20 protein-coding genes are annotated in these 22560 nt (G+C 61.8%); 8 read left to right on the top strand and 12 right to left on the bottom strand.

What is annotated here, in order from left to right; genetic code table 11:
• Positions 1-110 precede the first annotated feature (110 nt).
• Both Q363_RS09155 and acpS read right to left on the bottom strand, forming a co-directional pair.
• On the bottom strand, positions 111-1424 hold the full coding sequence (locus Q363_RS09155; RefSeq protein ID WP_035349510.1) for a hypothetical protein: 1314 nt from the start codon (positions 1422-1424) through the stop codon (positions 111-113).
• A gap of 13 nt (positions 1425-1437) precedes the next feature.
• On the bottom strand, positions 1438-1848 hold the full coding sequence (gene acpS / locus Q363_RS09150; RefSeq protein ID WP_035349509.1) for a holo-ACP synthase: 411 nt from the start codon (positions 1846-1848) through the stop codon (positions 1438-1440).
• Positions 1849-1982: 134 nt separating this feature from the next.
• Between acpS and Q363_RS09145 the strand changes: the two genes are divergently transcribed.
• The gene (locus Q363_RS09145) at positions 1983-2387 is read left to right on the top strand and encodes a hypothetical protein (RefSeq protein ID WP_245632124.1); all 405 of its coding nucleotides are present in this window, start codon (positions 1983-1985) and stop codon (positions 2385-2387) included.
• Positions 2388-2630: 243 nt separating this feature from the next.
• On the opposite strand, the gene Q363_RS09140 is transcribed toward Q363_RS09145, so the two are convergent.
• The 5 genes from Q363_RS09140 to Q363_RS09120 all read right to left on the bottom strand — a co-directional run bounded on the left by Q363_RS09140 (position 2631) and on the right by Q363_RS09120 (position 7668).
• Positions 2631-4046 (bottom strand): transporter, encoded by a 1416-nt coding sequence (locus tag Q363_RS09140; protein WP_157466683.1) that lies wholly within the window; start codon positions 4044-4046, stop codon positions 2631-2633.
• Positions 4047-4108: 62 nt separating this feature from the next.
• Positions 4109-4810: a C39 family peptidase gene (locus Q363_RS09135; protein ID WP_051978586.1), complete on the bottom strand. Its 702-nt coding sequence runs from the start codon at positions 4808-4810 to the stop codon at positions 4109-4111.
• Entirely contained in the window at positions 4810-5247 is a 438-nt protein-coding gene (locus Q363_RS09130) for a hypothetical protein (protein ID WP_035349507.1), read from the bottom strand. The genes Q363_RS09135 and Q363_RS09130 overlap by 1 nt, the downstream gene beginning before the upstream one ends.
• 73 nt (positions 5248-5320) lie before the next feature.
• On the bottom strand, positions 5321-6583 hold the full coding sequence (locus Q363_RS09125) for a hypothetical protein (protein ID WP_157466681.1): 1263 nt from the start codon (positions 6581-6583) through the stop codon (positions 5321-5323).
• 476 nt (positions 6584-7059) lie between these two features.
• On the bottom strand, positions 7060-7668 hold the full coding sequence (locus Q363_RS09120) for a hypothetical protein (RefSeq protein ID WP_035349505.1): 609 nt from the start codon (positions 7666-7668) through the stop codon (positions 7060-7062).
• Between the two features lie 36 nt (positions 7669-7704).
• Here Q363_RS09120 and Q363_RS09115 point away from each other — a divergent pair, with 36 nt between their 5' ends.
• Positions 7705-8484 carry an ABC transporter ATP-binding protein gene (locus Q363_RS09115; RefSeq protein ID WP_084080173.1) on the top strand — a complete coding sequence of 260 codons (780 nt, stop codon included), beginning with the start codon at positions 7705-7707 and terminating at the stop codon, positions 8482-8484.
• A gap of 70 nt (positions 8485-8554) precedes the next feature.
• Positions 8555-9442 carry a magnesium transporter CorA family protein gene (locus Q363_RS09110; RefSeq protein WP_035349504.1) on the top strand — a complete coding sequence of 296 codons (888 nt, stop codon included), beginning with the start codon at positions 8555-8557 and terminating at the stop codon, positions 9440-9442.
• 3 nt (positions 9443-9445) lie between these two features.
• On the opposite strand, the gene Q363_RS09105 is transcribed toward Q363_RS09110, so the two are convergent.
• From Q363_RS09105 to Q363_RS45840, 4 genes are all read right to left on the bottom strand, one after another.
• Positions 9446-10354, bottom strand: a complete 909-nt coding sequence (locus Q363_RS09105) for a bestrophin family protein (RefSeq protein WP_035349503.1) — start codon at positions 10352-10354, stop codon at positions 9446-9448.
• On the bottom strand, positions 10351-11001 hold the full coding sequence (locus Q363_RS09100; protein ID WP_035349502.1) for a carbonic anhydrase: 651 nt from the start codon (positions 10999-11001) through the stop codon (positions 10351-10353). The genes Q363_RS09105 and Q363_RS09100 overlap by 4 nt, the downstream gene beginning before the upstream one ends.
• 13 nt (positions 11002-11014) lie before the next feature.
• Entirely contained in the window at positions 11015-11587 is a 573-nt protein-coding gene (locus Q363_RS09095) for a thioredoxin family protein (protein ID WP_035349501.1), read from the bottom strand.
• 111 nt (positions 11588-11698) lie between these two features.
• Complete coding sequence (locus tag Q363_RS45840) at positions 11699-11959, bottom strand: hypothetical protein (RefSeq protein WP_342667401.1); 261 nt, start codon at positions 11957-11959, stop codon at positions 11699-11701.
• Here Q363_RS45840 and Q363_RS09085 point away from each other — a divergent pair.
• From Q363_RS09085 to Q363_RS40340, 5 genes are all read left to right on the top strand, one after another.
• Complete coding sequence (locus tag Q363_RS09085; RefSeq protein WP_084080171.1) at positions 11958-12500, top strand: HNH endonuclease; 543 nt, start codon at positions 11958-11960, stop codon at positions 12498-12500. The two genes, Q363_RS45840 and Q363_RS09085, sit on opposite strands and share 2 nt — an antisense overlap.
• Positions 12501-12520: 20 nt before the next feature.
• On the top strand, positions 12521-12967 hold the full coding sequence (locus Q363_RS09080; protein ID WP_035349500.1) for a hypothetical protein: 447 nt from the start codon (positions 12521-12523) through the stop codon (positions 12965-12967).
• 239 nt (positions 12968-13206) lie between these two features.
• Positions 13207-16443: a patatin-like phospholipase domain-containing protein gene (locus tag Q363_RS09075; protein WP_035349499.1), complete on the top strand. Its 3237-nt coding sequence runs from the start codon at positions 13207-13209 to the stop codon at positions 16441-16443.
• Positions 16444-17039: 596 nt separating this feature from the next.
• Positions 17040-20300, top strand: a complete 3261-nt coding sequence (locus Q363_RS09070) for a vitamin B12-dependent ribonucleotide reductase (RefSeq protein ID WP_035349498.1) — start codon at positions 17040-17042, stop codon at positions 20298-20300.
• A gap of 373 nt (positions 20301-20673) precedes the next feature.
• Complete coding sequence (locus Q363_RS40340) at positions 20674-20922, top strand: hypothetical protein (RefSeq protein ID WP_157466679.1); 249 nt, start codon at positions 20674-20676, stop codon at positions 20920-20922.
• A 425-nt stretch (positions 20923-21347) separates the two neighbouring features.
• On the opposite strand, the gene Q363_RS09055 is transcribed toward Q363_RS40340, so the two are convergent.
• Entirely contained in the window at positions 21348-21755 is a 408-nt protein-coding gene (locus Q363_RS09055; RefSeq protein ID WP_035349495.1) for an NIPSNAP family protein, read from the bottom strand.
• Positions 21756-22560 lie beyond the last annotated feature (805 nt).

Raw genomic sequence — 22560 nt, 5'->3', positions numbered from 1 at the left:
TTTAAGAATAGCCGAGGACGGATGGGGAGTCAACGAGGTTCTTGCTGAGGAGCGAGAGTTCGAGAGTTAAGGTATGGCGGACCAGAAGATGCGGGTCGCAGGGGGCCCCGCTAGCTATGGCTGGCGGCCGCCAGCGGTTCGGGAGCCGTCTCGGTGGGCAGGGTGGCTTCGGGGGAGGATGCAATGCGCCCGACGGATGCCGCCAGCAGCCATCCGTAGCCGGCCGCGAGCAGAATCTGAAGCCCCAGAAAGACGAGATAGGTCGGTTGGCCGGAGAGTAGGCCCTGGTGGAGCTCCTGCGCAGTGAGCTCGTGTAGAAGGGAGGCCCAGTAGCTGTGCTCGATGACGGCGACGAGGCTGAAGAAGACGAAGCCCAGGGTCTGGACCCTGCGCCGGACATCGACCAGCAGGCAGATTGGGAAGAACGAGAGCATCAGGTAGGGTGGCCAGGACTTCTTCGAGAACAGGAGCAGGGCTAGGGTCACAGCTGCGGTGGCAAAGGCGATGACGCGCAGCCGTGCGGGCGCGCCGGAGTTGCGGCTGGCACGGACGACGACGAGGAAGATTCCAGCAAAGACAGCGAGCAAAAGCGCATCCCAGAGCCGCGAGGGAAGCGTGACCCCGAAGACTGACTCGACCAGAAAGGGAAGGTTGCCAGCGCTCTTGATGTTTCCTTCCAGCCGGAGAGGCGTGAAGATGGGCAGGCGCATCGCCGTAAACGCCCCGTAGACGGCGAGGACGGGGAGAAGGAAGCCTGCCGCCCAGCGCCACCGGCGAGGTATAGCCAGAAAGAAGGCAGGGGCGTAGATGAGAGGGAGGAACTTGATGGCGGCGACGGCTGTGCCGACGGAGGCTCCTGAGAAGAGCGTCCGCTGCTTTGCGAGGTGATAGAGAGCGAGGGTGAGCAGAACGCCGATGATGACCGTGTCCTGACCGTCGATGGTGACGAACTGGAGGCTAACGGCGCTGGCGAGGTAGAGCAGGGCGCCCGTGCGCAGCTGCTGCTCGGCCAGCAGCGTGCGCCCGAAGCGGAGCCAGAGCGGAAGAAGCGCGGCCTCGATCAGGATTGCGAGAAGGATGATGACGAGCGGAGTGTGCCAGAGGGCGATGGTCAGGCTGTCGAGGTAGGGGTGCAGCGGGGCGTAGCTGGAAGCGAAGTCGCGATAGGGAAGCAGGCCCTCCTGTACATTGCGGGCTTCGGTCCAGTAGTAGGCCGGGATGTCGCCGCGGGGCGTGAGGCGGAAGACGAGAAAGATGATCGAGAATAGGCCGAGGCGGCTGACGAGGAAGGCCGCGGTCACGACGCGGTCGAAGCGAGGGGCGGTGAGGCGCTGGAGGCGGGGGCTGGAGAGGGCTGCAAAGGAGGACGCGCCGGCAAGGACACCGAGGGCTGCGCGAGCGATGAGGGTCTGTTGGCCGGTCAAACGAGGAGGTCTCCTAGAAGGAGTTTATGGCATCGGCACCACATCCATCCTCGGCGACGACGATGGCGAGGGCTGTCTCGCGGCCGTGGGTCAGAGAGAGCGAGAGGCGCCGGATGCCGAGCTCCGAGGCGCGCTCGAGTGCGCGTCCACTGAGGTGGAGCGTGGGGCGGCCGCTCGGCTCGCGACGCACCTCAAGCTCCTTCCAGCTGATGCCGCGGCTGATGCCGGTGCCGAGTGCCTTGGCACCGGCCTCCTTGGCGGCGAAGCGCGCGGCGAAGCTTTCGGCGGCGTGCTTCTTCTTGCGCTGGCAGTAGGCGATTTCTTCAGGCGTGTAGACACGATCGAGAAACCGCTGACCGAACTGGCGGATGCTCTCCTCGATCCTCGCGATCTCGATCATGTCCGTGCCCAGCCCAAGAACCATCTGTCCGCCTCCGTTTGCGTGTCTTTGAATTGCGCGTCTGTGATCTGCGCATCGTTGTCCTGCGCATCCGTCACATGACCACCGTACCGCGGCGATCATCACGGTTCAAGCCCCGGTCTCCGATGAAGAGCGTAATGACGCATGACTCCAAGCCCGGCAGCCAGAAGCCTTTCCTGCCAACGCTCGACCTCCAGAGCTTCAGTTACGACGACCGCGCCAATGTGCTTCCTGACGTTCTCGGCGCGCTGGCAGACTGCGGCGGCTGGGTGCTCGACCGGCGCACGCTCTCGGCGAGCGCCGTTGAGTTCCGTGTGGAGGTGCAGCTTCGCTCTATCGTCGATCTCTACGGCTCCATCATCGCCGCGGGGCTTGAGCTGACGCGCGCCTCGCCCCTTGCCCTCACGGACCAGTGCAACTGCCGGAAGAACGCAGCAACGGTGGCCGACCTGGGCCAGATCCTGACGCTGCGGTTGGAGATCAGTTTTATTGAGGACCTGACGCTTCACTCGCTACTCTCGGCGGGCAGCGCTCCGGCTTGAGCGCAAAAAAAAGGCGATGGAGCATCGCCCAATGCATACTCCATCGCCAAAAGAACGGAAAACCTGTGCAGGAACAAGGTCGTCCTCTCTCCGCAACGGGGAGGAGAGTCGCACTTACCCAGCGACGAAACCACACTAGCCTCGCCGCGACGGATAAGTGTCACGGAGTTGTCATCAGATTGTGATTTTCCCTGTCTTCCGATGTTTCCCCGGCTGCTTGAGCCACAGGAAACGCGTCGCGGTTCAGTACACGCGGGCTTTGGGTTTCCACAGCGCGCGGCGGAACGGGAGTCCAACCGAGAACTGGAGGTTAGGAGTGTCCGGCGTCAGTCCCACGCCGAAGCTCAGGTCGATGGTCCTGCCTGGCGCATAGAGGTACGAGGCACCGAGACGCAGCGAGCCCTCGACGAGATACGACGCAGGAATGTTCTGCCCGTTCAGAGTCGTCGAACGGGTGAAGCGCTGGTCCCAGCCGATGGTCATCGAGGTCTCCGGGTTCAATGCAAGGATCGACCCGAGCTGGAAGCCGACCGAGTCGCCCGGTTCAAAGTGACCGGGGATCTTCAGATCGGGATTGTTCGGATCGTTCGCAGAGACCGTGTGGGTTCCGTTCAGGTTCGCCGTGTAGGAGAGGTTTCCGAAGAAGACGACCGGGTCGTTGGACTTGGCCGCGGTGAGGTTGCCCTGTACGGCGTAGAAGCCCGTTCCCAGGGCGGTCTGGCTGCTGCTGAGGTTGAAACTGTCGACGCCGGTGGTCGTCTTGAAGCGCACGTTTGCCAGCAGGTCAGGCCATTTGGTGTGTTCGAAGACAAGCTGCCGCGAGAGCCCGAAGGTGAGATCGCCAAGCCCGAAGGTGCTCTGCGAGGTCTGCAGATTGTTGGCATCGACCGTGCGAAAGACCTCATAACCGTAGGGGACGTAGGCCTCGAACTGCAGCCGGTAGGGCAGGCCCAGGCGCGTGCTGAAGGTGGGCAGCAGCAGGTCCTTGCGGATGCGCTGCGACGCGATATCGCCGACGACGAGGACGGGCAGAATAGCGAAGCCGTTGATGTTGATGCGGTCCGAGGACGAGTTAAAGTACGAGGTCGAGTGGTCGATCTCCAACGTTCCGTTGGGCAGCAGAAGGCCGCCGCGCACGATCAGCGCCTGGTCGAGCGCCTGTGTCGCCTGCCGTTCCTCGGCGTCATAGCCAGAGTTGGTGACCACGGAGGTCACCGATGACGACGCTCCCACGCGCACGGCCGGGCTGTTCGAGCCTGGCTGGCCGCTCGCTCCCGGATTCACCGCCATCATATCCTTCGGTGAGGTGGTGAAGCCTCCATTCACCCTCCACTCCAGTTCCTGCACGCGCTCCAGCAGATTGCGGATGATGGCGTCGCGTTCGCGCAGAGCATCCTGGAGACGCTGATTGATGGCGACGGCCATCGGATCCTGTATCCGCGCCGGGGCCTGAGCGGAGGTCTGCTGGGCCTGCGCCGGCGCCTGCTGCGCCTGTGCCACCTGCTGTGCCTGTGCCACCTCGACCTGTGCAGTGTGCTCTGCCTGGGGGCTCTGTCCGCCCTCGCCCGCCTGTTCCGCCGATGCGATGCCTGCGGCCCACAGCAATACCGCGACGCACAACAGCCTCGCGCCGTATCTTCTCACCCGTTGTTGCGACATCGAGCCCGCCTTTCCCCTGTTGAAGACTGCACCGAGACTCTGCATGACGGAACTGCGTTTTGCTAATAGAGCATGTTGGCCGGGAGTGCCGTCCCGATGCCCCGCTGAATAATGGTTGCGTCCGGAACGATCTGCGAGGACATCAGGGGCTTCTGTTCGGTCATCATCAGATCGCTCGGAGGATGCACGATGAAGACGATCCCCTCCTTCCACAACGTCTGGAAGCGATCGACACGCATCGTGATGTTGCCGAAGCCCGGGTCCGCGATATCCACGCGACCGTCGGCGATGCCTCGGACGACGACGAAGTGATCGAAGCCTTTAATCCGTATGGGAACGATGACGGAGGACTTCTCGGCTGCAAGCTCCTCCATCGACATGCCGGTGAAGCCCTCGGCGGTGTAGCCGCGGGCCTGTGCGAAGCGTTTGAGGTCGAGCAGCGAGAAGCCGCCGCGCGCTCTTACCCGCACCGGATCTACGCGATGCAGAATCCACACGACGATCGCGGTCTCCGGTGTGTTGTCTTTGAACTCGTAGGTCAGCAACGTGCTCAATGCGGCGGCTCCGCAGCTCATCTCCCACTTCTGCCGCACGACACGCTCGCCGCGAATCTCTTTCATGCTGCGAACCTTCTTGGTAGCCCCAAGAACTCCCGCGTCGGCCCTGGTTTGAGCCGGCGCGGAAGAAGGGCAAAGGGAGACGCCCGCCATCAGGATGACGAGCGTCCCGGTCAAGCCCTTGAACCAATGAGACGGAAAGTGCATCAGTGTATTCCCTTCAGGTTCGACTGCGTGAGCGTACCCACGGTCGAGTTGATGTTGATGTTGAAATTCATCAGGACGTTGATCTTCGAGTTCACTGCGTTGATGTTCACCAGCGAGCTCAGATTCTGCTGTGCGTTGCCGCTGATGCTCAGCGTACCGGTGGTGGTGTTGGTGATGGAGCTGCCCTGAAGAGCAAGCGAACCGCTGCTCGAGACCAGCCCGTTCGGTGTCGGTGTCTGCCCCTGGAACTTCACTACGCCGTCCGAGACACCGGCCGAGACGGTTCCGGCCGTTACCTTGTCCAGCGCAGCGTCGCTCATCGGCATGGGTTTGGCCCTGGTCTGAGCCCCGACCGGAACCCTGGTTGGGGTCGCGGTCTGGGCGAGGCCCGCCGAACTCAGCAGCATCACGCCCGCTATCACGAGAATTCGTCGCATAACCACTCCTTGAATCCAGTGAAGAGCAGCGAACGGGTGTGAGAGGCGATCTGCCTCGCACACCCGCCTCGCGTTAGCGGGTCTGGCTGATGGTGTTGGTCTGGCAGATCGACGGAGAATAGTTCATGTTCGCCGTACGGGCCACGTTGACGCCGTTGGCAACCATGCCGCCAGCTGCGTTGACGATGTTGATCGCCTTGGCGTCCTGCATCGCGCTGCCAGAGAGATCAACCGTGTAGGTGTTGGTCGCCGTCACTGTCGATCCATCCACGGCAATGTTCTTGCCATATATGGAATCGACGGAGACTGCACCGGCAACGTCAAGCGTGGCGTCCAGGCTCTTGACCGAGTGGCTGTCAAACGACTTCGACTTGGACTTCGAGAGGCTCGCGGAGAAAGTGGAGCTCTTGCTGTCGGTCGCGGCCGCGGTGTCGTGGGTGGACTTGCTTGCGTCCAGGCTCGCCGATTTGCTGCTCGAGTTGGTCTTCGAGAAGGCTTTATCCGACGAAAACGAGGCATCGAGGGAAGCCGACTTGCTGGCCGACTTGCTGGACGAAGCATCCAGCGAGGCCGACTTGTCATGCGACTTGCTGAACGAGGCGTCCAGCGAGGCGTCAAACGAGTCGGGGGACTTCGAAGCCGATGCGGACAACGACGCATCCGTCGACTTGTTGTTGGTGGCTGAAGCGGACAGAGACTTGTCCGACGACTTGTCGAAGCTCTTGCTCGCGCTCAGGGAAGCCGACTTGCTCGAGGTCTTATCCAGCGACGAGTCGTGGCTGGAGCTGAAGTCGGTCGACAGGCTCGCAGTCTTCTCGTGGCTGAGAGTCAGGCTCTTATCATGCGTCTTCGACGCGTCGACGGACGTATCGAGGCTGCTGCTGCTCGAGAAGCTCTTCGTAACGTCGGAAGACTTCGAGAGCGTTGCGTGGATATTGGCTCCGCGGGTGTAGCCTTTGATCTTCGCCGTCTGCGCGCTGTCCTGGGAGATGTCGTTGCTCTGGCTAACGTCAGCACCACCAGCGGTAGCGCTGACTACGTTAACGCCATTGGCGACCAAGGCGTCGGAGGAGTTGACGATATTGATGCCAGCAGCTCCTTGCAATACGCTTCCACCTACGGTCACGGATCCGGTATTGGTCTCCGTCACGGTGGAGTTGTTGGCTGCCGCCGCCGTATTTTCCTCGCCGGCCGCAGTCACGCGATCCATCTGGTTGTCACGCAGGGCTTTGGTCTTGCTCTGCTTCTTCGCCGTACCTGCGTTGGAATTGCTCTGACCATACGACGTGCCAGAGACGACTAAGGCTGCAACTAGTGTGATAACAAGTTTTCTCACTTCTGCCTCCAGGGCTTGGTTGACGAAGCTCCACCGTCTATGCGGCGCGTGCCGCATAGTGGCCAATCCGATGCCCAGCAAAACGCCGCTGTATTCCGCATGGAACATTTGCGGCAGGGCATCGCGTGTCTGGATCTGCTTCAGGGCTTCAACTCAAGGAAACCGGAAAAGAGCAAAACAGCAGGCAACCGGCAAATTGCAATCAGTTGCGTTCGTAATCCCAGTCGTGCCAGAAGCCCTTCAAGGTATTCATTTGTCGTGTCGTCTCCACGTCGCATCCAGCCCGAGGTCGTCGTGGAATGAGCCCGTACAGCACGGGGACCGTTAAGTGCAATTGCTATGCCAATCATGGCCCTTTGAAATGTGGAGGATGCAGCGCTAAGTCGCTTCAATTCGCAATCTTTTGCAGAAAAAAAGAAATCTCTCTCGTTTTTTGTGTCTCTACATTGTCAACGGAACTGAGGGCAGAGCGTCGCTTAGAGCCGCAACGGGACGATGACGAGGGGGTGCAGCAGGCTGTCGGGGCCTCCGATCACCAGTGCGCCGGGCAGGCCGCGGCCATGGGTGAAGACCAGCCCGAGGCCCGTGGCATCCTGTGGCACCTTGAACACCGGCTGGCTCATGACTGAGCCCCGCGGAGCGACGGTTGCCGTCAGCCGCACGCCCTCCAGTCCTGGAACCTCGTGCCAGCTGCGGCCCTGCGCGTCGATCAGGTACGCGCGCAGTCCGGTATCGCGGCGCGCCCTCACGGCGGACCGATTGGTCATCCGGACCGTCGCCCGCACCACGCGCTCGCCGTTCTGTGCCAGGTAGCCCGGCATCACGTCCGTCTTCACGACGGCAAGGCATATCTCGTGGAAGCACTGATCCTTTCCGTCTGCCACTTCGCGAGGTCGGGCGGTCAGCGATACGGTCAGGAGCATCGCCAGGTACAGGAGCCAGACGGCCGCTATCCAGCCCATGTGCCTCTTCGCTTGGGTGCGCTCTCCCCGCGCCAACGACACGGTAACTCCCAGCGCTCCCACCGCGGTCCAGGCGGCGAGCGCCAGCAGGAAAAGCTCGCCCCAGCTCATTCCCATCATCATCAAAGGGTTCCACTCACGATAAACTCAAGGTAACTCATGGCAACCCCCACCACGACTCCGCCGCAAGCCCCGAACACCAGAACAGCAATCGCAATCGAACCCATCATCGTCGCTCGGGAGATCGGCAAGACCTACCGATCCGGCAAGCTTGAGGTCCCGGCGCTGCGCAAGGTCAGCTTCTCCGTGACGCCGGGTGAGTTCGTCGCCATCGTCGGCCCGTCAGGCTCAGGCAAATCAACCCTCTTCTACATTCTCGGTGGACTCACATCGGCGACCTCGGGCTCCCTTCTCATCGACGGCGCGGACTTCTCCCGGCTCTCCGACCTCGAGCGCACGCGCATGCGTCGCGCCAAGATCGGCTTCGTCTTCCAGCGCTTCAACCTTCTGCCCACGCTCTCGGCAATGGGCAACATCGAGATCGCGCAAGACATCGCCAACCTCGGCAAGCAGTCGAAGCAGCCCATCGACCGCGCCCTGCTGGACCACCTCACCGAGATTCTCGGCATTCAGGGCCGGCTCGACCATCGGCCCAGCGAGCTCTCCGGCGGCGAGCAGCAGCGCGTCGCCATCGCCCGCGCGCTGATCTCGCGCCCGGCCATCGTCCTGGCCGACGAGCCCACCGGCAACCTCGACACGAAGAACTCCGACGCCGTGCTCGACATGCTGCGCCGCTCCAGCCGCGAACTCAATCAGACCGTGCTGATGATCACCCACAACCCCGAGGCCGCGCAGATCGCCGACCGCATCCTGCACATGCGCGACGGCCAGATCACGCACATCGAGTCGGGGCAGGGAGCCGTGGTTCACGAATGCTGATTGCGTCCGGCGGCCGGGCTCAACCGGCTCTGCTCGCCCGGAACGGCACAAGAATGGAAAGATACTCGCTATGCCCTGGTACCAGCTTGAAGACCTGCACGATCCCCGGCTCGATGAGCTCGCACGCCAGTACAACCTTCACCCGCTGCACGTCGAAGACGTGCGCAGCCAGGACGAGAGCGTCAAGGTTGACAGCGGCGCGCTCTACACCTTCGCCGTCTTCAAGCCCGTATTTCTGCACCCCGATCCCGATAACCCCGGTGAAGAGATGCCAGCCTTCTCGACGATCGACGTCTTCGCCGGCAAGGACTTCCTCATCACCGTCGTCGATGATCCTGACTGCCCTGCGACCCGCGAGGCTCTCGAGCGCGCACGCCGCGACGGCGACGATGCACATCCGGCGCGCCTGCTCTACCTGATCCTAGACACCATCGTCGACCACTACTTCACGGCGATCGATCACTTCGACGAGTACATCGACAAACTTGAGGATGCAGTCTTCGACTCGCCCTCGCCCGAAATTCTGAACCGGGTCTTCGCCCTCAAGCGGGATCTGATCGATCTGCGCCGCGTGCTCGTCAATACACGCGACGCCAGCCTGCACCTGCAGCGCGACCCCAACACCATCATCGACGCCGAGCATCAACTGTATATTCGCGACACCTACGACCACGTCGCGCGCCTTCTCGACTCGGTCGAGACACAGCGCGACATGCTCAACAACACGCTCGATATCTATCTGTCGTCGGTCTCGAATCGCACCAACGCAGTGATGAAGGTGCTCACCGTGCTCGGCACCATCGCCCTGCCGGCGCTCGCCATCTCAGGCATCTACGGCATGAACCTCAAAGGCCTTCCCTTTGAGGATTCTCCGCACGCCGCGCTCTACGTCAGCGGGCTCATCGTCGTCTCGACGGTCGCCCTGCTGCTGATTCTCCGCCGAATGAAGTGGCTGTGATCGCTACCAGAGCACTCCATCCACCGGATTTTCCTCAGGAGGAAGCTCCGTCTCGCCCAGCATCTGCCGCAGATTGATCTCGATCGTCCGGCACATCGCCGTTAGCGGAATATCGTGGAGGGTATTGTCGAAGGGATCTTCCAGATCGCGCCCGATCTTGTCGAGCGCAAGGAAGATGAAGCCCACCAGGGTTGAGCCCAGCGGCGTGAACCACCCCAGGGCGGATACCATCACCAGCGGAAGCAGAAAGCAGAATACCTGCGTGCAAAGCTGGGGAAGATAATCGTACTGTCGCGGCATGGGAGTGTTCTTGATGCGCTCGGCGCCGCCCTGCGCGTCGACCAGATCATTGAGACTCTGGTTCATCGCATGCCACTGGGCCATGTCGATCCAGCCGACATCGAGTGCTCTCCGCAGCAGCAGGCTCTGTCTCTGCTGGATCGCTACGGGTACGTTCTTTTGCCCTCGCAGCTCGTCGATCTGCTCCGGTGTGAGCACTCCGGCAATCTCCCCCCACGGCTCGAGAAGCCTCAGGTGCTGGCGCAGCGCATGAACCCACGCAATCTGGTAGTAGACCATCTGCCTTCGAACCTGTGCGAATTCGCGATCGCCATCCCCGCACATCACCGTGGTCACAGCGCGCGCCCAGCTGCGCGAGTTGTTCACGATGGACCCCCAGAGTGTGCGCGCCTCCCACCATCGTCCGTACGATGAGCTGTTGCGGAAGGCAAGAATGAGGCCGATCACCGAGCCGAACAGCGACAGCGGAATCTGCTCGAGCGCCGTCCACTTCAGGTATCCCGCTTGGTACAGGATCACGATCGCCACATCGTACGCAACGAGGCCAAGCAGCTGCAGACCGACGTACTTTATCGTGAGGAAGACGAGCCGCCTGGTCTGCGGAACGATCATGCCTTCGAGCTCTCTTTCGAGACGGAGCGAAAGGTTCGCTCACCGTTCTCGGAGATGCGTACTTCACCGGTCCCGATGTCGTAGATCCATCCGGAGAGCGTGAGCTCTTCGCGCGCTACGGCACCGGCGACCGAAGGGTGGGTTCTGAGGTGCTGCACCTGGAGCAGCACGTTCTCTTCGGTCAGCCTCTGCAGGCGCTCGCTCGGTTTCTCATCCGGCACGGCCAGCGAGTCGGCCACGCTCAGCGCCGCCTCGGCGTTGCGCATCCAGCGCTTCACCGTGGCCATCTGCTCCAGGCTCTCCGGATGCTGCAGCGCCTTCATCGCGCCGCAGTCGCTGTGGCCGCAGACGGCGATGTGCTTCACCTTCAGCGCGCTGACGGCGTACTCCACCACCGCGCTGACGCCGCCCATCATCTCGCCGTATGCGGGGACGAGGTTGCCAATGTTGCGCGTCACGAAGAGCTCACCGGGGCCGGTCTGCGTAATCAGCTCCGGGTCGATCCTCGAGTCCGCGCAGGTCACAAACAGCGCCGCCGGCCGCTGCGGCTCACGCGCCGCCTTGCGGTAGGTCTCCGCCTGCTCCGGATAGACCTCAGACTGAAATCGCAGAATTCCTTCCTTCAGCTTCTCCAGCACAGTGTCCATAGCGTCTCCGCTCCTATTCCTTCCACTTGATATTGCATCCTACGGCGAACCGCTGGTTCGGGTCGGGCCGCTTGCCTACAAGCACAGCATCGATCGCCGCGCGCAGGTCCTTGCCGGTTACAGGAATGTCGTTGCCATAGTCCCCACGACGCGGCCGGCTGTCGTCCAGCTGTCCGCGATAGACCAGCTTCATCTCGCCGTCGAACAGAAACAGGTCCGGCGTGCACGCTGCATCGTACTCGCGCGCCACCTCCTGCGTCTCGTCGTACAGGTAAGGGAAACGGAAGTCCAGCCGCTCAGCCTGCTTCTTCATCTCCTCGGGCGAGTCCTGCGGATACGCCACGACATCGTTCGACGAGATGGCAACGATGCCGATCTTTCCTTCGTAGTCGCGCCCGATCCTCGCGAGCTCCTCTTCCACGTGCTTCACGTACGGGCAGTGCACGCAGAGGAACATCACCAGCAGCCCGCGCATCTCTCCTGCGACGTCGTCGCGCCCCACGGCCTTGCCGGTTACCACATCCCTCAGCTCAAAAGGCGGAGCCACCGTTCCCAACTCCACCATCGTCGATTGCGTCCTCGACATAGGCCCTCTCTGCTGTTCAAGAATTCGTTCGACCCATTCTAAGCGGAGCCTCGTTACACTGGCGTCATGGTCATTCACACCTTCGCCTTTCGTTGGAAGCCCGGAGTCACTTCAGACCAGAAAGAGCACGCGATCCGGGAGATACAGTCGCTTCAAGGGCAGATTCCCGGCCTCGTCGAGACGCTGGTCGGACCCAACATCTCTCCCCGCTCGCAGGGATAAGAGCTTGGGGGCGTCATGAAGTTCGCCGATCGGGCGAGCTTCGAGGCCTGCAACGACCATCCCGTCCACCGGAAGCTGCTGGCTTGGCTGATGCCCCTCATCGATCCTCTTGAGGTCGACTTCGAGGTCTGACTCTATCCTGAGATCCATGCGCCTCCCCCGCACACTCGCCGGCGGCCGAGCCTCGCGGCATGAGCTCCCCACCGGCCCCAACGGCCTGCCGCTCTGCCGCTGGTGCGATCTCGAGATCCTCGCCAAGCGCCGCCGAACCTTCTGCAGCGACTACTGCGTTCACCAGTGGCGCCTGCGCACCGACCCCGGCTACCTCCGCGATCAGGTCTTCGCCCGCGACCGCGGCCGCTGCGCCGTCTGCCACATCGACACCGTCGCCGCCTACGCCGCGCTCAAGCGCGCACGCGGTCCTGCGCGGGCCGCCGGCCTTCGCCTCTACGGCATGAAGACCGTCACCAGCCGCCGCAGCCTGTGGGACGCCGACCACATCCTTCCCGTTGCCGAGGGCGGCGGCCAGTGCGACCTCGACAACATCCGCACTCTCTGCCTGCTCTGCCACCGTGAGGCGACCGCGCAGCTTCGCGCACGCATGAAGAGACAGAACAGCCCCGGCCGCACAGAAATTTTCATCCGCGCAACCGGGGCAACTGGGCCCTTGGAGGGTAAAGCAGGAACCTAGGCGTGCAAGGAGAAATGCGGATGTCCAAAGCAATGAGGTCTATCACTCTAACTCTGGCTTGCTTCATCATGCTCGGGTGTTGGGATCATCGTCTCGAAAAGAGCTTCTTCGATAAGCCGGCATGCGACCGAGTTAGCCGCCTGCGCCAATACCCCTTGGCTGATCAATACAAAATATTCAGATACGGAAATGATGTTAAAGAGCTGCCCGCTACGGAACTGGCGCGGCCGATTGCGGAGAGGGGAGCGTCGGCGGTGCCTTTCCTGACGGATCAGCTAAACGCCAGTGCAGACGATATCGCCATCAGGGACATTCTGTTGATCTTTGAGAGTATGGAGGCTTCGGGGAGCTACGATGTCAGGGCCAATGCGGCTCTGATGGGAGTGCTCACCTCGAAGGTTTCTGGAATGAAAGACAAGGACTGGCAGGCTATCTGCCGTAAGATGCTCCAACGCATTAAGGACTAACGCCACCAAGTATAGAAACGTGGCTCCTGCTAGTGAAACACGGGCGGTGCAAGATAGTCCAGATCTTCCACGCCTCAGCGTTACTGCGGCGGTACGTGCCATGCTGCGCATGCGCATCCCCCTGGTATCGTTCCTTAATTCTTGCTCTCCTTTTCTCCTGGGCCCACAGAACTCCTCCCGTGCTCCTCCGTTCTCATCAGCGAACGTAAGGCAGCATGCATCCTTTTCAAGGAGCGTTCATGGCAAAGCCAGACGGCCGCACGATCAATCCCAACATCCTCGAGGAGCAGCTGCGCGACGAGGCCGCGCGCGACTACTGCGTTCGTCTCGCCCAGGAGATGCGCGCACACGAGGCGTACAAGCTCCTCACCGCCGCGGAGAAAGTTGCTTTCACCTCCGCCTGGATTCAGGCTTTTCGCGATGAGCCCGTCGAGGCCACTGCCACTACCGAGCAGATCGCCGTCCTTCTCTACCGCTATCCTCATGCGCAGGCCCGCATCGCCACGCTCATCGAATACCCGCCGGGCAAGTGGCTCCTCGAGCAGGAGCTCGCCGCACTCGGCAGATGGCCGCCCGAAGACTCCGCCAAGGACGCCTACGCTGTCGCCGCGGAACTCAAGCTCAGCGGAATCTGCTTCTCCGGAGGAGGAATTCGCAGCGCCACGTTCAATCTCGGCATCCTTCAGGGCCTCGCCTCCGTCAACCGACTCAAGTCCTTCGACTATCTCTCAACCGTCTCCGGAGGAGGCTACATCCACCAGTTCCTCGCCTCGTGGATCTCCTGCGAGAACATCGAAAAGGTTAAGGAGCAGTTGGAGCCGCTGCCCGGCCCTCCCTCAAAGCGCGACTTCTGGCCCGAGCCTCTCCGTTGGCTCAGGCGCTACTCTAACTACCTCACTCCGCAGGTCGGCCTCTTTAGCGCCGACACCTGGGTCGCCTTCGCCATCTGGCTGCGCAACACCTTCCTCAACCAGATCGTGCTCATCGCGTCGCTACTGCTCGTTCTTCTCATACCCCACTTCTACCTCAGTTCGCGCGGCCGGTTTGCGCACTTCCTGCTCGACCACGGCTTCGTCACGGCGTCCATCATCTTCGTCGGCTTCCTCTTCGCCTCCGGAGTCATCTTCTTCACGCAGATGACGCACCCTCCCGCAGCGCACTGCAATCCGCAGGAGGAGCGTGGCCTCGGGCAGATTGGAGTCATGGGCCTCGTCTATCTCCCCATCGTCATCTCCGTCCTCGCCCTCTGCCCGTACCTCTACCGAGCTTCCTTCTGGAGCGGCGTCCGCCTGCCGGACTTCGACGCTCGCGTCGTCGACATCGTGGACTGGCCGCGCAACACCGGCATCGTTCCGGCCAGCACGCGCCACTACATCAGCCACCTTCATCGACTCGCTCCGAAGACCGCGCCGAAGACGACCGACCCCGCCAAGCCCACACTCCCGCCGCCCGGAGAACCCGATGCGCTCGACAACCTCCGCGCATGGCAGAGCGCCTACTCCTTCCACTGGTGGAGCATCCTCCATCACTTCGATGAGGACACCTCCACCTCCTGGGTCTTTACCTCCATGCTGGCCGGCATCGCGTTGCTCGTGCTCTCCGCAGCGCGCTCCATCCCGCGAAACTGGAGGCGGCTGATCGTCCTGCTCGGCATGGCCGGGGCCGTGGGCTGCGCCTACGTGCTGATCAATCTCTCGCGCCTCGTCATCTTCGTGGCCTCCTTCTTCCTTCCGCTCGAAGACGTCACCCGCGCGGCCATCCCTCTGCTTCCCTGGGCCGGAGTCACCGTCGTCTTCGTTTCGATCGAGATCGCCGGCGGCCTCGTCGGCAACCTCGTCGACGAGTCCGTTCGCGAGTGGTTCGCCCGCCTGCGCGCCTGGAGCTTCCTCACCTGCATCGTCTGGTTCGCCTTCACCGGAAGCTCGCTCCTGGGCCCCGGCCTCGTCTCCTGGCTCTTTCACGTCGCCCACGTCGGCAAGCCGCTCTGGCTCGGATGGATCGGCACAACGCTCGCCAGCGTACTGGCCGGCAAGAGCAGCTTGACCAGCGGAACCGCGGGAAAGGGCGGACAACAGCGGCCGACGCTCACTGCCGTGCTCGACAAGCTCATCCTTATCGGGCCTCCGGTCTTCATCGCCGGCCTCGTCCTCACACTCTCCTGGGTAGTCGAGAAGGCGCTCCTGGTGATCGAAGCACGCCTCGGCAACCAGATCCTGCCGCACTTCGATTTCCTCGTCCTTCTCGGTGTCCTCGCCGGCGCGGCTGTCCTCTTCGGCTGGCGCATCGACATCAACGAGTTCTCGCTCCACGCCTTCTACCGCGACCGCATCGCACGCTGCTACGCCGGCGCCAGCAACCCCGATCGCCGCGCCAACCGCTTCACTGGATTCGCCGCCAGCGACAAACGCTTTCGCCTCGTCGATCTTCTCCCCGTCCGCTTCAACGCGCCTGCCCTTCGCTCCCTCTGGGCGCCGTCCTGCGGCCCTAACCCCCGCCTCCCCGAACCCCAGCCGCCCACCTACGAAGGACCGTTCCCCATCTTCAACACCACCCTCAACCTCTCCTTCGGCCAGGACCTCGCCTACCAGGAGCGCAAAGGCGCATCCTTCATCTTCACCCCGCTCTACTGCGGCTACGACGTAGGCTGGACCGAGACCGACTCCGACCGCATCCAGTTCAACGGCTTCACCCCCACCCGCAGCTTCGCCTACCAGGACGGAGGCCCGCGCATGGCCACCGCTGTCGCCACCTCCGGCGCCGCCATGAGCCCCAACTGGGGGTTTCACTCCAGCCCGACCATGGCCTTCCTGCTGACCATCTTTAACGTCCGGCTCGGCCTCTGGATTCGCAACCCGCGCCACAAACGCTTCCGCCTGCGCGCCCGCCTCAGCAATCCCTCCTCGCCGTGGTTCGGACTCTTCTATCTCGCCGCCGAGCTATTCGGCACGGTCAACGACGCGGCCGCCTTCGTCTACCTCACCGACGGTGGCCACTTCGAAAACATGGGGCTGTACGAACTCGTGCGCCGCCACTGCTCCACCATCGTCATCTGCGACGCCGAGCAGGACGCTGACCTCTCCTTCCAGGGCATCGGCATGGCCATCCGCAAGTGCCGCATCGACCACGGCGCCGAGATCACCATCGACCTCACGCTGCTCGAGCCCACAGGCGACCCCCCGGCCAGCCCCCAGAACTGCATCGCCGGAACCATCCGCTACTCCAACGGAGCCACTGGCCAAGTCCTCTACATCAAGTCCGCCTACACCCGCGACCTCCCCGCCGACCTCGTCAACTTCCGCAAAGAGAACCCCACCTTCCCCAACACCTCCACCGCCGACCAGTGGTTCTCCGAGTCCCAGTTCGAAAGCTACCGCCGCCTCGGCCAACACTACGCCCGCTCCGAACGAGTCCTCGCCTGGCTCGACCGCCACGTGCCGGAACGGCCGAAAACCTCGCCGCCGCAAAATCGGCCCTAGGTCGATCCTGCGAAGAGGGTGGCACGCAGTTATGTCCCGTTTTTCCACCCCTTCCACCCCCATCCACAGGCTCTGCACTACTCCTGCGCCTTGCGGTTTACCCCTCCGGCCCCTACCCTTAACAAGTGCACCGAAAGCTGTACCCGTTGGCCGGAAAATCCCTGCAAAAAGACGTCGCCGATTCCCGCCCCAAAAGCGCCGATTTCGCGACTTCCACAGCAGAATCATGGATTTCCGTCGATTCTTTTCAATGAACACCGTGTAAACAGGGGTATTCCCACAGCCAACACTACATGTTGTGCTTTATACTTGACACACCCCATAAGGGGCGGTACTTTCACGACTGCAAGGGGAGACGTAGGCACCATAGAAGTACCCCGCCAACCCCGAAAGCAGTTCCGCATGACTTCAGCCCGTTCGACTCAGGTCGCCGCCAGCTTCCCGGCCGGCCTCAACCAGCCAGCGCTCTGGAGCCCAAAATTTTAGATTTCGCCCCGCTCTCGCGCTCTCACCTTGATCGTGAGTCTGGGCCAGCACCCCCCGGAGGATCTGCCGCTCCGGGCATCCAATTCAGAACGAGAAGGAGAAACCTCCCCATGGCGACCATTCCCAACCAGACCACCAGCGCCCAAGCCTCTTACCAGACCTCCACCTCCGCCAAGCGCGCTCCGGGACTTACCTTCTCGCGCCACTTCACTCGCCCCGGCGTCTCGCCCTTCGACGAGATCGTCTGGGAGCTTCGCGACGCCGTCATCCAGGACTTCAAGGGCAAGGTCATCTTCGAGCAGAAGAACGTCGAGGTCCCCGCCGACTGGTCCATGACCGCGACCAACATCGTCGCCTCCAAGTATCTCCACGGTCAGCTCGGCACCGACGAGCGCGAGACCGGCGTCCGCCAGCTCGTCATCCGCGTCGCCGAGTCCATCCGCGACTGGGGCATGGAGGGCGGCTACTTTGCCTCGACCGCCGACGCCGACACCTTCTACGCTGAGCTCTGTCACCTCCTGCTCAACCAGAAGGTCGCCTTCAACTCGCCCGTCTGGTTCAACGTCGGCTGCGATCGCCTCGAGCCCAACTCAGACGCGCAGAACTGGCACTGGAACCCGCACACCTGCGCCGTCGAGTTCTCCGTCACCGGCTACAAGAAGCCGCAGTGCTCGGCCTGCTTCATCAACTCGGTGAATGACTCGCTCGACTCCATCCTCAACCTCGCCAAGACCGAGGGCATGCTCTTCAAGTGGGGATCGGGCACTGGCTCCAACCTCTCCAGCATCCGCGGATCAATGGAGACCCTCTCCGGTGGTGGCACCGCCTCCGGCCCGCTTTCCTTCATGCGCGGCTTCGACGCCTTCGCCGGCGTCATCAAGTCCGGCGGCAAGACGCGCCGCGCCGCCAAGATGGTCATCCTCAACGTCGACCATCCCGACATCCTCGACTTCATCGAGTGCAAGCAGAAGGAAGAGGCCAAGGCCTACACCCTGATCCAGGCAGGTTACGACGGCTCCGGCCCTGACTCCGAGGCCTACAGCTCTATCTTCTTCCAGAACGCCAACAACTCCGTGCGCGTCACCGACGAGTTCATGACCGCCGTCGAGGCCGACGCCACCTTCGTCACCCGCACCGTCAAGCACCGCACTCCCGTCAAGGAGTACCGCGCCCGCGACATCATGAACAAAATCGCCGAGGCCACCTGGCAGTGCGGCGACCCTGGCATGCAGTACGACACCACCATCAACCGCTGGCACACGAGCAAGAACTCGGGCCGCATCAACGCCTCCAATCCCTGCTCCGAGTACATGTTCCTCGACGACTCGGCCTGCAACCTCGCGTCGTTCAATCTCCTGAAGTTCCTCACTCCGGGAGGCCAGTTCGACATCGCCAGCTACCGTCACGGCATCGCCATCGTCACCACCGCGATGGAGATCATCGTCGACGCCGCCGGCTACCCCACCGAGTCCATCGCCAAGAACTCGCACGACTACCGCCCACTCGGCCTCGGCTACGCCAACCTCGGCGCGCTCCTGATGGCCTTCGGCCTGCCGTATGACTCCGACGCCGGCCGCGACTTCGCCGCCACCGTCACCTCCATCCTCTGCGGCGACGCCTACTGGCAGTCCTCGCGCATTGCCGAACTCTGCCCGCCGCTCGGAGCAGCCACGCCGCTCACCCAGCAGGCGCACATCGCCGGAGGTGCCTGCCCCGGCTTCTACGTCAACCGCGAGCCCTTCCTCGACGTCATCCGCATGCATCGCGCCGAGGTCAACCGCATCGGCGCCTCCTTCGACTCCGCCGAGCCCTTCGTCGCTCCGCAGCTCGACGAGCTCATCGAAGCCTCGCGCGACTCCTGGGACGGAGGCCTCGCCCACGGCGAGCGCTTCGGCTACCGCAACTCCCAGGTCACCGTCCTCGCCCCCACCGGCACCATCGGCTTCATGATGGACTGCGACACCACCGGCATCGAGCCCGACCTCGCCCTCGTCAAGTTCAAGAAGCTCGTCGGCGGCGGCATGATCAAGATCGTCAACAACACCGTCCCCTCGGCCCTCTTCAAGCTCGGCTACTCGAACGCTGAGGTCGACGCCATCGTCTCCTACATCGACGCCACCGGAACCATCGAGGGCGCGCCCGGCGTTCGCCCCGAGCACCTCGCCGTCTTCGACTGCTCCTTCAAGGCCTCCAAGGGCACTCGCTCCATCCACTACATGGGCCACATCAAGATGATGGCCGCCACCCAGCCCTTCCTCTCCGGAGCCATCTCGAAGACCGTCAACCTCCCCCAGGACGCGTCTGTGGATGACATTGCAGAGGCCTACATCGAGTCCTGGCGCCAGGGCCTCAAGGCCGTCGCCATCTACCGCGACAACTCCAAGGGCTCCCAGCCGCTCAACGTCTCCGGCGCCGATGGCAAGGCCCAGAAGGAGAACGCCACCGCCTCGCCCGTAGCTGCCGGCACCGTTGAAATCGAAGAAGCTGTCGCCGCCGCCAAGGCAGCCGCGCAGCAGCGCATCAACGCTCTCGAGCAGCAGATCCTCGCCATCACCGAGGCCGCCAGCCAGAACGCCGACGCCGCCGACGCCCAGGCTCCGCCCCGCGCCGTCCGTCACCGTCTCCCCGCCGAGCGCGCCTCCATCACCCACAAGTTCGGCCTCTCCGGACACGAGGGCTACATCACCGTCGGCCTCTACCCCAACGGCCAGCCCGGCGAGATCTTCATCCGCATGGCCAAGGAAGGCTCCACCGTCTCCGGACTCATGGACTCCTTCGCCACGGCAGTCTCGCTCGCCCTCCAGCACGGCGTCCCGCTCCGCGTCCTCTGCGAGAAGTTCGCCCACACCCGCTTCGAGCCCTCCGGCTGGACCGGCAACGAGCAGATCGGCTACGCCAAGTCGATCATGGACTACATCTTCCGCTGGCTCCAGATCCGCTTCCTCTCCGGAACCCAGCTCTCCCTCTTCGCCAACCTCGCCCCCCAGCAGCCCGCGACCACAGTTCCCGTCACTGGCCACATCGCCAGCCCGGGCAGCCGAGTCGTCCCATCACTCAACGCCTCCTCCTCGGGTGAGGAAAGAGGTGTCATCCTGAGCGGAGGCGCAGCCGGAGTCGAAGGATCTGCGGTTGACTACTACACCACCAGACCCCCACAGCACGGCATAGCCCCCGACCCAACTAGCAACCTGCAACCTGCAACTGACAACCTGTCTTTAGAGGATCGCGGCGTCTACCACGCAGCCAACGCCATGAAGTCGATGTACGACATGGGAGATGCCCCAAGCTGCTCCACCTGCGGAGCCATCATGACCCGCAACGGAAGCTGCTACCGCTGCATGGAGTGCGGAAGCACCAGCGGCTGCAGCTAGTCCTTCGCGGGACGGCGAAACGCGCTTCGCGCGCAAGAACAGCCCCGCCGTCCGGCGGGGCTTCTTGTTACGACAACGAATAATCGTAAGTGGAGGAATTGATGTCTGAATGGCTCAAGACAATTCTGAGCGTAGGCGTTGGCGTCACACTTGGTCTTATTTCCGCATTTGTTCTCGAACCCATGAAGATACGTCACCTTAGAAGACTAGACGCTAGGAGAGCGGAAGCCTCACTGTATGACGAACTGGGACGAGCTCTTACAATCTTCCGTGTTTTTTCATCGCAAGAGGAAAAACACTGTTGGCCACTAGTGCAAAAGCTCAAATTTGAAAAGTTTGACTACTATTTCACTATTTCAACCAGCGGCGCGAGGTGTTTTACGAAATACCCGAGAATGTTGGCGTTCGGAGTTTACACGGTCAATTTGAGCTGAACCTTCAACGCGGAAGAGAGCAAAAATATTCAGCGAATCATATCGTTATCGAATTGAAACGAGCAATTGAGTACAGCATAAAAGTAGGCGAAGTAAATGGCACCAGAATTGAAGCCGTAGCGCTCGCATACGACGAGGAAAGCAAGAAAAAAGGCCCCGTTGCCTCCGGATTTCAGACAAACTTTTGAATCAACCCATCTTGAACGACATGCAAGTACTTGAGTTGAATAAGCAGCAATCGTTCACGATGTTTCGAAGAATGTATTCGAAACAGAAACTCGTGATTCTTGATCAATGGGTGCAAGAATTTAGTGGACATTTTAAGTATTTCAAAGATGTTTACAAGACGAACTATCAAGAGACGGTTCTTCAACACTTGCTCGACGAAACATTTGTATAAAGGACGGGTGGCCCACATCTAACCCAACCACAGATGGGGTGGCCCATCTTCGGCGCGCAGCGCCTAAGGTGGGCATTCGAGCGAAGCTCGAACCTGGGCCCCCTCAGCAATCCGAAGATCCCTCTCCACCTCAGGCCCAAGCACCGCCAGCGCCTTCTTATAATCCTCACTCTCATACGCAGCCAGAGCGGCCTCGTAGCCAGCAGAGTTAGTTCAAGGCACCTGAGAAGGCTTAGGCGTATAAGGCAACAAATCCAGCGAACGGTCCTGAACCTCGTCCACCAGGTCACCCCATCTCGCCGCCGTCACCTTCTTGATCTCGATCCACTCAGGGTCCGCAAGAAACCTCTTCCACGCCGCGTTCTGCGTATCGCGATCCTTCCATCGCAGCAGATAGACAAACTCCTTGTGCCCGGGCTCTCCCGTCTCGCTCGTGAACACGATATCGAAGCCATAGCGCCGCATGATCGGCATGCACTGCTCGCTGAAGCGTTCGTGGAAGTGCGGCTCATTTCCGGCGTGTAGCTTGTAGATGCGCAGCTGATACACCGGCCTCTGTGCCCACGCCGCCGCGCACCCGAAGACCCACAAACCCGCCATCAACAACGCTCTCAACCACATGAATACCCCCTCGACCGGCCGAGGCAATCCATTAAAACCTGTCAAGCCCCAATATCGCGCAACTCCCTGAAACTAAAAGAGAAACAAGTTGCCGATTAATTACCTCCAATCCGCTACACTTTAAATAAGTAAGAAGAACCACAAAGCCCCGGAGATCCCCGGGGCTTTCGCTATTTAGCACACTTCAAACCCGCAGCCCGAACCGAAGTCGAGACCTAACTCTAAATCTTTGAAGACTTTGCACAAAAAAGTACGGGGGGTAGTGCTTCGCTGCCCCCGATGCAACTAGGGGTTTTACTAGTAGACCTCCCGGGAATGTCCTCCCTAACATTGACATCCCGGGAAGTACTCTCTGCCATTCCGGAAAGCTGGGATCATAGCTTCGAAGGCCCGAAGCCGATCTGGCGAGGGCCGCACTCCGTACGAAGACAGGGGAGGTGCCTATGTATTCGAAGGGCGCAGTGTCCCGATCTGTGTGGACGATTCTCTGCATTCTTGCTCTCTTGCCCGGTGACACCCTCGCATATCAGTCGCCAACTCCGCAGGCCCCTGCATCCGGACGGGTGGCCCACATCTGGCGCTGAACCAACGAACGGGTGCCCCATCTTCGGCGCGAAGCGTCTAAGGTGGGCATTCGAGCGAAGCTCGAACCGCTTCAAGGCACCTGAGACGGCTTAGGCGTATAAGGCAACAGATCCAGCGAGCGGTCGTGAACCTCGTCCACCAGGTCACCCCATCTCGCCGCCGTCACCTTCTTGATCTCGATCCACTCAGGGTCCGCAAGAAACCTCTTCCACGCCGCGTT

This window comes from Edaphobacter aggregans DSM 19364 (assembly GCF_000745965.1).
In the GTDB taxonomy this organism is placed as follows: Bacteria; Acidobacteriota; Terriglobia; order Terriglobales; family Acidobacteriaceae; genus Edaphobacter; species Edaphobacter aggregans.
Note: the sequence above shows the minus strand (reverse complement) of the source record. Positions and strands in the feature narration are given on the sequence as shown.